Genomic DNA, 14149 nt, shown 5'->3' with positions numbered 1-14149 from the left:
TTCGTCAGCTCTCGGATTCGACGAAGACTTCGTCGCGCTTCTTTCGCAGTGCGGGAAGCACAGCGAGGATCAGCAGGAACGCCGAGATTGCCATCAGGGTGGCCGACAACGGACGGGTGAAAAACACCGTCGCATCGCCGCGCGAGATCAGCAGTGCACGACGCAGGTTCTCTTCCATCAGCGGACCAAGCACCATGCCGAGCAGCAGCGGCGCCGGTTCGAAGTCATGCTTGATTAGCCAGTAGCCGAGCAAACCGAACACGCCTGCGAGCACCACATCCATCGGTGCGTTGTTCACCGAATAGATGCCGATGCTGCAGAACACCACGATTGACGGGAACATCAGGCGATACGGCACACGAAGCAGCCGAACCCAGATGCCGACCATCGGCAGGTTGATGACGAGCAGCATCAGGTTGCCGATCCACATCGAGGCGATCATGCCCCAGACGAGTTCCGGCTGCTTCTGCATCACCTGCGGACCCGGCACGATGCCGTGGATGGTCATCGCGCCGACCATCAGCGCCATCACCGCGTTCGGCGGAATGCCGAGGGTGAGCAGCGGGATGAACGAGGTTTGCGCTGCAGCGTTGTTGGCGCTTTCCGGCGCTGCAACGCCTTCGATCGCTCCACGACCGAAACGCTTTGGATCCTTCGACAGCTTCTTCTCAAGCGTATAGGCCGCGAAGGATGCGATGACCGCGCCGCCGCCCGGAAGAATGCCGAGAATGGAGCCGAGCACCGTGCCGCGCAGAATTGCCGGCGCAGAGTCCTTCAAATCCTTCTTGGTCGGCATCAGGCCCGTGACCTTCTGCTGCACGAGCTGGCGATCTTCCTCGCCGCCCGCATCCAGGTTGCGGATGATTTCCGCAAAGCCGAACAGGCCCATGGCGACCGTGGCAAAGCCCAGGCCATCAGCGAGTTCAGGGATGTTGAACGACATGCGCGACGCGCCGGTTTCGATGTCGGAACCAACCATGGACAGCAGCAGACCGAATACGATCATCGCGATCGCCTTCAGCACCGAGCCCTTGGCAAGCACCACGGCGAAGATCAGGCCGAGCACCATCAGCGAGAAGTATTCTGCCGGACCGAACGCAAGCGCGAGCTTGGTCAGCGGCGCGCCGAGCACAGCGATAAGGACCGTCGCAACGCAACCCGCAAAGAACGAGCCGATTGCTGCAATCGCGAGCGCCGGACCGGCACGGCCCTGCTTCGCCATCTGGAAGCCGTCGAGCGCAGTTACGACCGAACCTGCTTCACCCGGAATATTGACCAGGATCGACGTGGTCGAACCGCCATATTGCGCACCGTAATAGATGCCGGCGAGCATGATCAGCGCGCCGACCGGCGGCAGACCGAACGTGATCGGCAGCAACATCGCCACGGTGGCAATGGTACCGATGCCCGGCAGAACGCCGACCAGCGTACCGACCAGCGCGCCGATCAGACAGAGCAGAATATTGATCGGAAGCGGGATCGACATTCCGCCGAGGAACGCCGGCGTCCACTGCACGAACTGGAAGACGGTGCTGAAGCCAAGACCGAGATTCGAAAAAAGATCACCCATGACGCCCTCGTTCTTAGCGGATCAGAAATGTCGGCCACATCTGCAACGGCAGACCAAGCGCATACGGGAACAGCAAGGCGCAGAAGCCCGTGAGGCAGGCGCCAACGATGATCGTTTCTTTCCAGCGCGTCTCGGGCGTGCCGAGCGCAGCAATCAGAAAACTCGACATCGCCGCGAAGATCATGCCCATCGGACGAATGCCGACCGCGAAAACCAGAATGGCCAGCGCCACAAAAAACGGACCGCGCCAGTGGAACTTGGAGAGCCCGGGGCCCTCTGTGAAAATGCCGACAACGGTTACGGCTGCACCAAGACCCAGCAGCAGAATGCCGAACATCCGCGGCGCGGTACCTGCTCCGAACGAAAAGCCATGCATGCCCTGCAGATCGCTGGATGCCCACAGAGCAAATGCAGCAATCGCCACCAAAGCAAGGCCGCCGATAAAGTCTTGAGGGCCTTTGACCCAGCTCGGTAAGATGGATTTCTCCGGCGCATGGCTCGGCGCATCACTCATTGGTACGTTCCCCTGTCACGAGCATTTAGCCCAAACAACATCGTTCGGAGACCGCCCAACGGCTCCGTGGTCAAGCTTGCTAGCGATTTTCGTCAGAGAACGCCAGCGAAACCAAGAAGGCCCCCAGCAACTAACAACCATAGCGGGTTAAGCCGCGTGGCAAACGCCAAAACGGCGGCGCTCCCCGTTACCAGAAACGCCGTCCAGGTGGTGTCAGAAGCGAACAGCAGAACCAACCCGCTCGCGCTCATGAGACCTATCGATAAGGGGACCAGCGCGGCCTGTACGATTCCCGGCCATTGCGCGTGGCCCGACCGCGCCAGCAATTGGCTGACAAAATAAGCAAACACGGCCGTCGGCCCGCACATGGCCAGTGTTGCAACCATCGCGCCCATGATGCCAGCGACCTGATAACCGATCAGCGTCACAATGAGAACATTCGGCCCCGGCGATAGCTGCGAGATCGCAAACACATCCGCGAACTGCTTGTCGGACATCCAGTGGTTGACATCGACCGCGAGCCGATGAATTTCGGGAATGGCCGAATTGGCGCCGCCCACGGCAAAAAGCGACATCAGCCCGAACGACCAGGCCAGCGTGACAAGCGATCCGGGGCTCGCGTCGTTCATACTGCCGCCCGCCGTCGCATCAACATGGTCAGGCCGATACTGACGGGAATCGACACCAGAAGAACGGTCGGCAATGGCCATCGCATCACGCCAACGGCGACGAAAACGGCGATCAGGAGCGTCAGGCTGACCGGCTCACGCTTCTTCAGAAGAGGCAGCATCATTCGGAAAATCACCGCGAACAGCAGTCCAACGGCAGCGCATGAGACGCCGGCCAGCGTGCGCCGCAGCGCTTCGATATCCCCAAAGCGTGCATACAGGATCGCCAGAATGGTCACGATGACCACGGGCGGCCCCAGCAATCCCGCAAAGGCTGCAATGGCGCCAGGCACACCGCGAAACCGCGCCCCGAACACCACCGACAGATTGACGATATTCGGCCCCGGCAAGAAATGGCAAAGTGCGAAAGTCTCATTGAATTCCTCGGGCGTCATCCAGCCGTGCTGCTCGACGATCGCCCGGCGCGCCCAAACCAGAACGCCACCGAAACCGGCCAAGGACATCTTTGCAAAGGCAAGGAATAGCGTCAGCAGTCCCGGCGGCGATGCCGACGCGAGTTCCGCAATGGGGGCATCAGCCTGTGGTGAACTTGGACGCATGGTCCAGAACTAGGGCCATCCGCCCATCGGGCCAATCGATTTTTGCCTGTTTCCACGCCAATCGGCGGTTGAAATGACCGCCCGGCTGTATCGCGTCCAATTTGCGTCATATATAGAGGGCGCCAGCTTTTCCGGCTGCTGACCTCGGGTCAAGACCGGGATAGAATAGATAGAACAGTATGTGACGCGAGTCGGCCTCCGGCCTCGCCCTCACTCCATATATGGCCATGACCAAGACAAGCGACGGGACCGACCGATGGCAACCGATCATATTCGATACGATGTGCTGGCGCGCGACGCCCTTCGTGGCGTTCTGCGGCGCGTGCTGATCGACGCTGCCGAGCATGGCCTGCCGGGCGAGCACCACTTCTTTATCACCTTCGTTTCAACGGCCGACGGCGTCAAACTGTCGCCGCGCCTGCTGGCCCAGTATCCAGAGGAAATGACGGTGATCCTGCAGCATCAGTTCTGGGATCTCGTGGTCACCGAAGATCGCTTCGAGGTCGGCCTGTCCTTTAACGGCATCCCCGAGCGCCTAGTCGTGCCGTTCAACGCCATCAAGAGTTTCTACGATCCCTCGGTACAGTTCGGCCTGCAGTTCGAAACCGAAACCGCTGTAGAGACCCCGGCTGCCGGCGCGTCGTCCGCAGCCACTGCGGCATCTGCTCTCGCCGCCCCTCCGGCTCCGCCCGCGCCTGCTTCAGAGGAAGAACCGCCAAAATCGGGCGAAGGTGCAGAAGTCGTCCGTTTAGACCGCTTCCGGAAAAAATAATCGCAAGACGTTGTAAGGTGCCGGGGCCGCGTTCGCGCGGCCCCATTCTTATGCGCCGCACCCGCCAGAAGTCTCTGCAGGGAGCGCGGCATCGCAAGGACCGTACCCATGGCCAAATCCTCGAAGACCTCCGCCACCACCCGCACCGAAACCGACAGCTTCGGTCCGATCGAGGTCGCAGCGGATCGCTATTGGGGAGCGCAAACGGAACGGTCGCGACAGAATTTCAAGATCGGTCACGATCGCATGCCGATGCCGATCATTCGCGCGCTCGGCATCGTCAAGCTGGCAGCGGCCGAAACCAATCGCGAACTCAAACTTCTCGAGCCCAAGCTTGCAAAAGCCATTGTGAGCGCAGCGCGCGAAGTCATCGATGGGAAGCTGGATGATCACTTCCCGCTGGTCGTCTGGCAAACCGGCTCCGGCACGCAGACCAACATGAATCTCAACGAGGTCATTGCCAATCGTGCGAACGAGCTTCTTGGCGGTGAACGCGGCGCGAAGAAGCCAGTGCATCCCAATGACCATGTCAACATGAGTCAATCGTCCAACGATTCGTTTCCGACTGCGATGCACATTGCGGCAACGCAGGGTATTGTTGAGTACCTCATCCCCGCACTAAGCGAACTACATGCTGCGTTGCGCAAGAAGGAAAAAGCCTTCGCAAAGATCGTGAAGATCGGACGTACACATACACAAGACGCGACGCCGCTCACGCTCGGGCAGGAGTTTTCAGGCTATGCCGCACAGATCGAAAGCGGCATCAAACGCCTACGAAGCGTCGTGAAGGATCTCTACCCGCTCGCCCAAGGTGGAACTGCAGTCGGGACCGGCCTCAACTCCAAGCCTCGTTTTGCGAAGTTATTCGCGAAGCACGCAGCAACAATTACCAAGCTGCCTTTCATCACTGCACCGAACAAATTCGAAGCACTCGCATCAAACGACGCCTATGTGTTTGCACACGGTGCGATCAACTCGGTTGCAACTAGTCTATTTAAGATTGCAAACGACATCCGGCTGCTCGGATCCGGGCCACGTTCCGGACTCGGCGAATTGATACTTCCGGAGAACGAGCCTGGCTCATCGATCATGCCTGGAAAGGTAAATCCGACACAATGTGAAGCAATGACAATGGTATGCTGTCAGGTATTCGGTAACCACACGGCAATTACGGTGGCCGGCAGTCAGGGGCACTTCGAGCTCAATGTCTACAAGCCGGTGATGGCCCATTGCATGATGCAGTCCATCCAATTGATGGCGGATGTTGCGCGATCCTTCACAGAGCACTGCATCGACGGCATTCGCGCCGATGAAAAACGAATTCATGAGCTGATGGAACGATCACTGATGCTCGTGACTGCACTCGCACCGAAAATCGGTTACGATAACGCGGCGAAAGTAGCTAAGGTTGCTCATGCAAACGGAACGACATTGAAGGAGGAAGCGCTGCGGCTCGGTTTTGTTAGTGCAGCAGAGTTCGATCTTCTTGTTCAGCCGGCCAAAATGATACATCCTGGGTAAGCAAGAATATTTGCTCACAGCTTGTTGAGAATAACTCCAGAAGGAAATAGTTATAATTCATATCTGCTAAATGGTTAGAATGGTCGCATATCAGACGCGTTTTTCCTTGTGATACAGCAGAAGGTGATCTGGTTACGCTTCGTAGATGACTTCATTTTTCTGCGGAGCTTGTTTGGAACTACGGAGAATATTTTAGGATGGATACCGAAACCGAATTCACCCTCGTCTCGTACAACTACTGGATGGTGAAGACGACGTTTCCCACCCCATCATTTTTTAAAGACAGGAGCGATCATGGGTGACCTGATCAATCTCAATCGCTTCAAGAAGCGCACTGCACGAGAGGAATCGGCAAAACAAGCCGATATAAACCGTGCGCGCTTCGGACGAACTAAGTCAGAACGAACATTGCAGGAGCAGCGCACAGTCCGTGCGAACAACGTGCTGGATCAGCATCACATCGATGGCGAGGACGCATCATGAAATCGCCCGTAGTTAAGAGATCGATCGTTGTTGCGGGTCACAAGACCAGCGTGAGTCTCGAAGAGGCGTTCTGGAACGGCATGAAGGAGATTTCGAATCTTCGCGACATGACGCTTTCCGAGCTGGTTGGTGAGATCGACACAAACCGTCAGCAGGGCAATTTGTCGTCCGCGATTCGGCTGTTCGTGCTCGATTACTTCCGTACACGTGCCGTTCCGCAACAGCGGATGCCGGAGCACAATCTCTCGGCGTAAACACAGCCGACCAAAGCGAATCGCTTCGCCGTCGGTCGTGTTTGCTGAGTCATCGTCAGAACGTCGGCCGCGCTGAACTCGCGGTCGGCGGTGTCAGTACTAGCGGAGGCGCAGGCCTCGGCCTTGGTGTGCGCGCAGCACCAGGTGCCGGACGAACTTCAATGGGTGCTGGCAGCGGCGCAACCTGCTGACTTGCAACAGGCGGTGTCGCAGGACGAGGCGTAGCGGCCTTCGGTGCAAGACGGCGCGGATCGCGACCGGGAAGAAGCACATCGGAGGGCGCAGAGGCTGTCGGTGGATCGCTCGCAGGCGTCTGCGTGTCGACGGGCAGCGAGGCGGACGGCGGAGGAACGGCAACGGGCACAGCCGCCGGTGGTAACTCACCGCGTTCAAGCGAATCAAGCCGGCGCGTCTCGCGATCGATTGCGCGCACTGCGAGCCAGGATGATAACGCCGCCACATCTAGCGTGCGATCAAGCTTGTCTGGCGTTCCCACCGCGAAGATCTGAACTTCCGGTCGAACGCTCGACGTCCCCGCGCTCGTGCCGGTCAATGTCGCGCGCATATCCAGCTGGTCGGCAACGATATCGTAACCTCCTGACACGATGGCACGCCCTCCTTCGCCATCGAGCGTCGTCGCACCAACGCGCAGGCGGCTATCCTTGATACTGAACGGGACCTGCACCGAAGTTACGGACAATGCACCGCCGGTGATCGCGGTATCGACGATCTGACGCAACTTGACGTCATTCGTGGCCTGCCCAGAATCGCTGGCGCGAATGGCAATGTCGAACGCACGTGGATCGAGGCCATTGATGCGCGCCCCGTCGATCGTCAGCAATCCACTGCCGGACAATGCGCCTTCCAGAGCCGAGGCACTGCGCCCCTGACTGGCCAGCGTCATCCGCAGCGATGTTTTGCCCGTGGGCATTGCCAGGGAACGATAGCGCAAATCAGCGCCATCGATTCCGGCGAATTGCACGCGGGCGCCGAGCGCATATCCGCTGATCGATGGCTTGAGATCGACATCGGCCGTGATCTCGCCGCCACCGACAGACCCTTTGATCGTATCGATCGTCAGGGCCTGGCCATCACTCTTCACAGTGCCACTGATGGGACGCAATTCAACACCGCCAGGCAATGTCCCGCGCAGCGCCTGAAAGGCCAACTGCCCGCGCCATCCCTGCAGCACACCATGCCCGAGCGGATCCGTGGCGTCGCGACCTCTCGTGCCCACAGCGAGACCAAAGGCCGGTCCAAGTTCGATCGCATCCATGCCGATCTGACCATCGATGGCTTTCTCGGCAGCGAGCGTCAGCGTAATACGGCCGCGCACGCGTGAGCCAGCCAGTGTGCTGTCGATATCCTCCAACGTAACTTTGTCGCCGTTCAATGTGAGCCGCGATGACAGGCTGACATTCTGCGCGGCCGCATCCGACGGCTTGAGAGCGACCAGCGGCGCCAGATTGGCGCGACGTATCGCAACCGCGAGCGATGCTTTCGGTGATCCCGCCCAAGGTTCTGCACTACCCTGAACATCGGCATCGACATCCGCGCCGGACAGTTTTGCCGTGACGCGCAGCGGCGCGCGCCATTGTCCTTTTGCCGATCCTTCGAAATTCACAACGGCGTCGCTTGCGGCGATCACGTTACTCAGGCCCAACAATGCGAGAAGTTGCCCGCCCTGCCCGACCAATTTAGACTCGAGTGTCACATCGCTGCGCGACAGCTCATTGAGGTCGACGCCACGCATCGCCGCTAGGGGAGCAGATGCGGTCAACGTCGTCGTCCCCTTCACCTGCGCCGCATCGATATCGAATACGGCGCGCGCATTTGTGCGATCGGCGCGTTGTTGATCCTTTGCCAGATCGAGCGACAGTTTGACTCGAACCGCGCCGGGCGTCGCGGTCATGGCGCTGAGCCTCGCCGCAACAGACGGCGCCAGCGGCGTGAGCAAGTTGCTGATCTGACTCATCGATGCGGACGTGGCGTTGAGTGTCAGTCCGCCCGTGGCTTCCATGCGATCGAACGACGCGCGGCCGTCGAGCATCAGGCCGGTGGCTTCACCGACTTTGAAGCGATCGACCGAGATCGTCTTTGGGCTGTAGGCCAGTTGCGCCACGAACGGGCGCATCTCCTGCCCGGCTGACACAGCACGGCCGATATCGAGTGACACCTGCCCTGCATCTGGCCACTCGGCCTGCGGCTCGCCAAGCGACCGGATCAAAACCACCGCTGCGTCGAGATCGAGCCGGTCGGCCTTCAGGTCGGCATCGAAGCGGGAGCCGCCAGCGGCAGACGGATACGAATATGCAGCACGACCTTCGACCGTACCGCCGTCGATCTCCGCCTTGAGTGCCTCGATGGCCAAGCGATTGGACGCCGAAGTGATATTGCCGCGAATGCGTAGCGGCTTCTGATTGCGCAAGCCGATGTCTGTTCGGCCCTTGAGCCACGCAGCAAGCGTATCCGGATCGGACGACTCGACCGCGATCGCCCCCTTGAAGCCGCTCGATGCACCTGGCTGTGCTGCGCCGCCGCTCAACGTGACGCGGGTCGCGCCTGGCGCACGAAACTCGAGACGATCGACTGTCCAGGTAGCTGCATCACTGCGCAGGTCAGCGCCGATATTCTGCACAGGCTTTCCGCCGAGCATGATCTGCTCCACGCCAATCTCGATCTGTGTCGCGAAGGGCGCCATCGGCATGCTCGACAACAGTCTGCGCAACACCGGCAACGGCGTCACCGCATCGTGGGTCGCTTGATCCCTGGAGAGCAGCCGATCGGCATCGAGCTGCTTGGCCGACAGCACCGCATGCAGCAGTGGCGATGTGCCAAAGCGCATGTCAGCAAGACCAGCGAACCTGAAAGCGGTCTCTTCCGCGCCATAGCTGGCTTCGAGCGCTTCCATATGCGCAGCGGCCGGATCGGCCTTGACCTTGGCGAAGACGCGCCACGGCGTTGGCAGTTGATCGCTCGCGCCATTCGCCTTCAGACCGGCCGGGCTTGCGAGAGTCAGTGCGCCATCGAAGCGTGGCGTGCGATTGTCGAAGTTAAGCACGCCATCGAGATCGACGGACAAGGGCTTCTCGCCGGAGTCCACAGTAAAACGAACGCGCGTGCCGTTGCCGTCGCCGGTCGGCCCGGAGGACAAACGGAACGGATAGCGCGCGCCCGACAACAGGAAATTGCCATCACCGCGCATGGCGCCGGCCGCCAATGAACGAACATCGCCGCTGAAGGCGATGTCGTAGAGTTCGAGCGTGCTCTTGCTCGCAGCGTCATGGAGTGCAGCACGACCGGTGAAGTTCAACCGGTCTATCGCCAGCGCGCCAAGATTGAATGGCCCTGTGGAAGCCGGAAGTTCGATACGCCCCTGCGCATTGAGGCCGAGATCGATCGCAGCGCCGCCGATGGTGAGTTCTGTCGCGCGCCATTCGCCGCGCATCAACGAACTGAGGCTGAATTCCACATCGAGATTGTCTGCACGGATCCTGCCGAGATCGTTGGGACTTCCCACCGTGATCGACTGTAGCCGTAGCGACGGCGCCGGCAGCAGCCGCGCCTCCAGCCCGCCGCTGACGCGAACGGGCGCACCGACCACGCGCGTGGCTTCAGCCTCGAATTGCGGGCGGAACTGATTCCAGTCGACGAAATAGGGCCCGACCAGAGCAGCAACCAGCGCCAGGATAAATGCAATTGCCAGGCCGAGCAGTGTCGTCTGCACCGAATCTCCCCTCAAGCGCTCCGGCAGAATGTCCGCCTGCCTGCCAGGCAAAGTGCATTGCAGCACGTCACTGGGCAATACGCCTTACAGACGTTGCAGGGCCACGCAAAAATACGCGGGAACGCATCTATTTATAGAACCAACTGTGGCGAAGTCACAGCACGCAATACATGGCCAGATCAGCCATCCCTCGCCATCCGCTTGCGGCAAATCGCCCGGCTTCGATCAAGTCGAAGCACCCTGCTCCAGCGGTTTTGCGGCGCCATGGGCGCGGTGCAAACGTCCGGCCACCGCCCTTACCTTGCCCGGCGACGCCATCCAGACCGCGAAGGTCGCGAGGATGCTGACTGCGATTCCAAGGGCAAATGCGGGCGTATAGGTGCCAAAGTGGTCGTGCAGGACACCCGTCACCAAGGGACCCGCGGCGCCGCCGGCCAACGCGGCCAGCATGAGCGTGCCGAAAATGCTGCCGAAATGCTCGCCCTGGAAAATCTCGGAAACCACTGCGCCCATGATGGACGTCACGCCATAGCCCAGCAGGCCCTGCGAGATCACCATGACATAGACGAGCGCCAGACTCGGCACGGACTCCAGCGCAATCAGGGACGCAAAGCAGATTGCGAAACCAACACCGCTGACGGTCCAGATCCATTCGCGGCCGATGCGATCGGACAAATGGCCCAGAAATATCTGGCCGGGCACACCGAACAGACTGACCATACCGAGCGCCCAGGCGGCGACACCCGGCGTGAAGCCGATGTCGAGCAGATACTTGGTTTGATGGACCTGAACCGCGTACCAGGCATACAGCCCGCCGAACAGGCCGAGTGCGAGCCACCAGAACCGCGTCGTGCGCACGGCGCGCGCCAGCGTCCAGTCGATACTGGCCCAGACCGGGTCGACCACATTGGATATATGCTTCGTCGACGACGTCGGTGCCGGATCGCCATCCGGCAAGAGCCCCATGTCCTGCGGGCGTTTGCGCAGCAACAAATTGATCGGCACGAGCACGACCAGCACCAGGAGCCCCACGGCGGTGCAGGCGGTGCGCCAGCCGGTCTGCTCGATCATCACCTGCACCCAGGGCAGCACCGTTACGGAACCGATGCCGACGCCGGCGAATGCGAGGCCGACCGCGAGGCCGCGCTTGCGGCTGAACCAGTTCGGCAGAAACAGCGATTGTCCGGAATAGCCGAGGCAGACGCTGCCTGCGCCGACCAGAACGCCGATGGTCAGGTAGAGATGCCACGGCTGCGTCGTCAGCGGTGCCAGCAACAGGCCAGCAGCCATCAGTACGGTGCCAAGTTCCATGACGGCTCGCGGGCCGCCGCGGTCCATCAGTCTGCCCATCAGCGGGCTCATGATCGCGGAAATCAGGAAGCCGAATGAAAAGGCACCGGCGGTGACGCCACGGTCCCAGCCGAACTCCTGGAGAATTGGCGGGAAGAACAGCGAGAACGATGTCCGCGCATTGACCCCGATGGCCATGGAAACGAACGTGACGGCGACGATGACCCAACCATAGAAAAACGGTAGCCGCATCGGATGATGCCTTTTTTATTGGACGCATTCTGCGTCAAAGCTTTTTGATCGCACCCTCCGTAACCGAAAAGCGCAATCCATGCTGGTATATAATTATATCTACAACTTTAAACTTTTTAAGAATAGTTAAGCATTATCGCTGCTGCCGAATTTTCCTGCCCGCATTCGGCCTGACCGGATGCGGCAATCTGGCGTCACGCCTGCGGCAGGATTTTCCCGGGATTGAAGATATTGTCGGGATCAAGCGCCTTCTTGAGCGCCCGCATGGCGTCGAGCGCCTCACTGCCCAGTTCGGCCTGCATATACTTTTGCTTGCCTTGCCCGATGCCATGTTCACCTGTGCAGGTGCCCCCCATCGCCTGCGCTCGTTGAGCGAGGCGGTGCATGAAGTCCTCCGCGCGGGCGACCTCGTTGGCATCGTTGCGATCGCAGACCATCGAGCAATGAAAGTTGCCATCGCCGACGTGGCCGACGATGGGCGCCAACAGGCCGAGGCGTGCGAGATCCTCTTCGGTCGCAGCGACACATTCCGCGAGTTTGGAAATCGGCACGCAGACGTCGGTGGCCGCGACATCGGAGCCCGGCCGCATGCTCTTCACCGACCAGTAGGCATCGTGACGGGCCTGCCAGAGCTTGGTGCGATCCTCCGGCTTCGTCGTCCAGGAAAAATCGCCACCGCCACATTCCAGTGCGATCTCGTGAAAATTTCGCGACTGCTCGGCCACTTCGGCCTCGCTGCCATGAAATTCCAGCAGCAGCAGCGGCGTTTCCGGAAGCGTCAGCTTGGAATAGGAATTACAGGCACGCACCTGCGCCTCGTTCAGCAGCTCGATCCGAGCAACGGGAATGCCAGTCTGAATCGCAAGAATCGTCGCCTGACAAGCGCCTGCCACCGTGGCGAACGAACATGATGCGGCAGCCATGGTTTCAGGAATGCCACGCAGCTTGATGGTCAGCTCGCTGATGATACCCAGCGTGCCCTCGGCACCGACAAACAGATGCGTCAGGTCGTAGCCCGCCGAGGATTTCTTCGCGCGGGTGCCGGTCTTGATGATCTCACCATCGGCGCGCACGACCTTGAGCGCGAGCACGTTGTCGCGCATCGTCCCGTAACGCACTGCGTTGGTGCCGGAGGCACGGGTCGAGGCCATGCCGCCAAGCGACGCATCGGCACCGGGATCGATCGGGAAGAACAGGCCTTGATCGCGCAGATTTTCGTTGAGCGCCTTGCGCGTGACGCCGGGCTGAATCACGCAGTCGAGGTCTTCGCTGTGCACTTCGAGGATATTGTTCATATCGCGCATGTCGATGCAGATGCCACCTGCCGGCGCATTGACCTGACCTTCCAGCGACGTGCCGGTGCCGAATGCGATCACCGGAACTTTGTTCGCTGCACAAATCCGGACCACGTCCTGGATATCCGCGGTTTCCTGCGCGAACACGACGCCATCCGGCGGCTGGTTGGCAAGCCATGTCGTGGTATGGCCATGCTGCTCGCGAACCGCCTGCGACGTCACCAGTCGATTGCCAAAACGCGCCGTCAGCGCTTCAAGCGTCGTGGCCAAGGCCTTCGGCTCCGGTCGTTTCAAATTGTTCGCAATGCTAGCCACAGTAGTCCCTCCGACGCGGCGGGACCGTGGCAAAGGTTGTATAACGGGTCAAGAGACGTGAGAGCGGGACAGGAATTACCGATGACTGAGCCAACCGACGATCTGCTGCAACCCGTCCCTTTCCGGGCGCATGTCATGCAGATCGAACCGCAATGGATCGACTATAATGGCCATCTCAACATGGCCTATTACAACGTGCTGTTCGACCGAGCGATCGACGACCTTTGGCTCAAGATCGGGATCGGTCCCGAATATATGAGGGCGCGCCACAACTCGACCTTCACGGCCGAATGCCATGTTCGCTATGTCAGGGAAATCCATCTCGGTGATCCCGCGCAGGTGTCGATCCTGGTTGTCGCTGCGGACGACAAGCGCATTCACACCTTCAAGGAGTTGCGCCACGCCACCGATGGATGGCTGTCGGCGACGTCGGAAAACATGACGCTCCACATGGACATGGCCGCCCGGAAGGTTGCGCCGTTTCCGCCTGATATCAGCGCCCGCGTGCAGGCGCTGGCCAATGCGCACCGATCCGTAGATCGCCCCGAGGGCATCGGCCGATCGATCGGGATGCCCTCGAAGAAATAACCGTCAGACGCGCGTGCGGCCGCGGACGAGGCCCACAACGGCCGAAATCAGGAACAGGACGAGGGCGATGAAGAAGATCGCCTTGGCGATTTCGATGGAGGCGCCGGCGATACCGCCGAAGCCGAGAACGCCGGCAATAAGAGCGATAACGAGGAAGGTAACAACCCAGCTGAACATGGCACAACCTCAGTTTTTGGCTTTTGACGCGGCATTCGCCGTCGCGCTTGATGCTGAAACAAGCCGGAGCGAAAACGAAAGTTCCCGACCCACGTACCAGCCAACATCACTGAAACGAGAGCGCTCCTGCGTGCCAACGGGCGTCAGATGAGCCGCATGCGGG

13 protein-coding genes are annotated in these 14149 nt (G+C 60.2%); 5 read left to right on the top strand and 8 right to left on the bottom strand.

Features of this window, described 5'->3' with window-relative positions; genetic code table 11:
* Nucleotides 1–4: 4 nt before the first annotated feature.
* From AB8A50_RS01010 to AB8A50_RS00995, 4 genes are all read right to left on the bottom strand, one after another.
* Nucleotides 5–1570 (bottom strand): tripartite tricarboxylate transporter permease, encoded by a 1566-nt coding sequence (locus AB8A50_RS01010; protein ID WP_170849787.1) that lies wholly within the window; start codon nt 1568–1570, stop codon nt 5–7.
* A gap of 13 nt (nt 1571–1583) precedes the next feature.
* Complete coding sequence (locus tag AB8A50_RS01005; protein ID WP_089268259.1) at nt 1584–2084, bottom strand: tripartite tricarboxylate transporter TctB family protein; 501 nt, start codon at nt 2082–2084, stop codon at nt 1584–1586.
* Between the two features lie 92 nt (nt 2085–2176).
* The gene (locus AB8A50_RS01000) at nt 2177–2713 is read right to left on the bottom strand and encodes a chromate transporter (RefSeq protein ID WP_439079897.1); all 537 of its coding nucleotides are present in this window, start codon (nt 2711–2713) and stop codon (nt 2177–2179) included.
* Nucleotides 2710–3312, bottom strand: a complete 603-nt coding sequence (locus tag AB8A50_RS00995) for a chromate transporter (protein ID WP_439076448.1) — start codon at nt 3310–3312, stop codon at nt 2710–2712. The genes AB8A50_RS01000 and AB8A50_RS00995 overlap by 4 nt, the downstream gene beginning before the upstream one ends.
* Nucleotides 3313–3568: 256 nt before the next feature.
* Here AB8A50_RS00995 and AB8A50_RS00990 point away from each other — a divergent pair, with 256 nt between their 5' ends.
* From AB8A50_RS00990 to AB8A50_RS00975, 4 genes are all read left to right on the top strand, one after another.
* Nucleotides 3569–4084, top strand: coding sequence for an SspB family protein (locus tag AB8A50_RS00990; RefSeq protein ID WP_089268256.1), 516 nt, complete (start codon nt 3569–3571; stop codon nt 4082–4084).
* A 108-nt stretch (nt 4085–4192) separates the two neighbouring features.
* Complete coding sequence (gene fumC / locus AB8A50_RS00985) at nt 4193–5605, top strand: class II fumarate hydratase (RefSeq protein ID WP_093760469.1); 1413 nt, start codon at nt 4193–4195, stop codon at nt 5603–5605.
* Nucleotides 5606–5899: 294 nt separating this feature from the next.
* Complete coding sequence (locus tag AB8A50_RS00980) at nt 5900–6088, top strand: DUF4169 family protein (protein ID WP_068734044.1); 189 nt, start codon at nt 5900–5902, stop codon at nt 6086–6088.
* Complete coding sequence (locus tag AB8A50_RS00975; protein ID WP_068734045.1) at nt 6085–6342, top strand: ribbon-helix-helix domain-containing protein; 258 nt, start codon at nt 6085–6087, stop codon at nt 6340–6342. The genes AB8A50_RS00980 and AB8A50_RS00975 overlap by 4 nt, the downstream gene beginning before the upstream one ends.
* Nucleotides 6343–6397: 55 nt before the next feature.
* On the opposite strand, the gene AB8A50_RS00970 is transcribed toward AB8A50_RS00975, so the two are convergent.
* The 3 genes from AB8A50_RS00970 to AB8A50_RS00960 form a co-directional block, all read right to left on the bottom strand.
* A complete protein-coding gene (locus tag AB8A50_RS00970; protein ID WP_439076447.1) occupies nt 6398–10069 on the bottom strand; it encodes an AsmA family protein in 3672 nt (1223 codons plus the stop codon).
* Between the two features lie 225 nt (nt 10070–10294).
* A complete protein-coding gene (locus AB8A50_RS00965; protein ID WP_439076446.1) occupies nt 10295–11611 on the bottom strand; it encodes an MFS transporter in 1317 nt (438 codons plus the stop codon).
* A gap of 194 nt (nt 11612–11805) precedes the next feature.
* Nucleotides 11806–13221: an FAD-binding oxidoreductase gene (locus AB8A50_RS00960; protein ID WP_439076445.1), complete on the bottom strand. Its 1416-nt coding sequence runs from the start codon at nt 13219–13221 to the stop codon at nt 11806–11808.
* 81 nt (nt 13222–13302) lie between these two features.
* Between AB8A50_RS00960 and AB8A50_RS00955 the strand changes: the two genes are divergently transcribed.
* Nucleotides 13303–13809, top strand: coding sequence for a thioesterase family protein (locus AB8A50_RS00955; protein WP_439076444.1), 507 nt, complete (start codon nt 13303–13305; stop codon nt 13807–13809).
* Nucleotides 13810–13812: 3 nt separating this feature from the next.
* Here the strand turns inward: AB8A50_RS00955 and AB8A50_RS00950 are convergent, their stop codons facing one another.
* Nucleotides 13813–13986 carry a DUF1328 domain-containing protein gene (locus tag AB8A50_RS00950; protein ID WP_092151113.1) on the bottom strand — a complete coding sequence of 58 codons (174 nt, stop codon included), beginning with the start codon at nt 13984–13986 and terminating at the stop codon, nt 13813–13815.
* Nucleotides 13987–14149: the final 163 nt, after the last annotated feature.

The organism is Tardiphaga sp. 841_E9_N1_2, assembly GCF_051811065.1.
Taxonomy (GTDB): domain Bacteria; phylum Pseudomonadota; class Alphaproteobacteria; order Rhizobiales; family Xanthobacteraceae; genus Tardiphaga; species Tardiphaga robiniae.
This window is presented reverse-complemented; position numbering and strand designations above follow the sequence as displayed.

What these genes read in the sequence shown, in the direction of transcription:
- AB8A50_RS01010 (WP_170849787.1), bottom strand. Translation starts at nt 1,570, where the DNA reads ATGGGTGATCTTTTTTCGAATCTCGGTCTTGGCTTCAGCACCGTCTTC.
- AB8A50_RS01005 (WP_089268259.1), bottom strand. Translation starts at nt 2,084, where the DNA reads ATGAGTGATGCGCCGAGCCATGCGCCGGAGAAATCCATCTTACCGAGC.
- AB8A50_RS01000 (WP_439079897.1), bottom strand. Translation starts at nt 2,713, where the DNA reads ATGAACGACGCGAGCCCCGGATCGCTTGTCACGCTGGCCTGGTCGTTC.
- AB8A50_RS00995 (WP_439076448.1), bottom strand. Translation starts at nt 3,312, where the DNA reads ATGCGTCCAAGTTCACCACAGGCTGATGCCCCCATTGCGGAACTCGCG.
- AB8A50_RS00990 (WP_089268256.1), top strand. Translation starts at nt 3,569, where the DNA reads ATGGCAACCGATCATATTCGATACGATGTGCTGGCGCGCGACGCCCTT.
- fumC (WP_093760469.1), top strand. Translation starts at nt 4,193, where the DNA reads ATGGCCAAATCCTCGAAGACCTCCGCCACCACCCGCACCGAAACCGAC.
- AB8A50_RS00980 (WP_068734044.1), top strand. Translation starts at nt 5,900, where the DNA reads ATGGGTGACCTGATCAATCTCAATCGCTTCAAGAAGCGCACTGCACGA.
- AB8A50_RS00975 (WP_068734045.1), top strand. Translation starts at nt 6,085, where the DNA reads ATGAAATCGCCCGTAGTTAAGAGATCGATCGTTGTTGCGGGTCACAAG.
- AB8A50_RS00965 (WP_439076446.1), bottom strand. Translation starts at nt 11,611, where the DNA reads ATGCGGCTACCGTTTTTCTATGGTTGGGTCATCGTCGCCGTCACGTTC.
- AB8A50_RS00955 (WP_439076444.1), top strand. Translation starts at nt 13,303, where the DNA reads ATGACTGAGCCAACCGACGATCTGCTGCAACCCGTCCCTTTCCGGGCG.
- AB8A50_RS00950 (WP_092151113.1), bottom strand. Translation starts at nt 13,986, where the DNA reads ATGTTCAGCTGGGTTGTTACCTTCCTCGTTATCGCTCTTATTGCCGGC.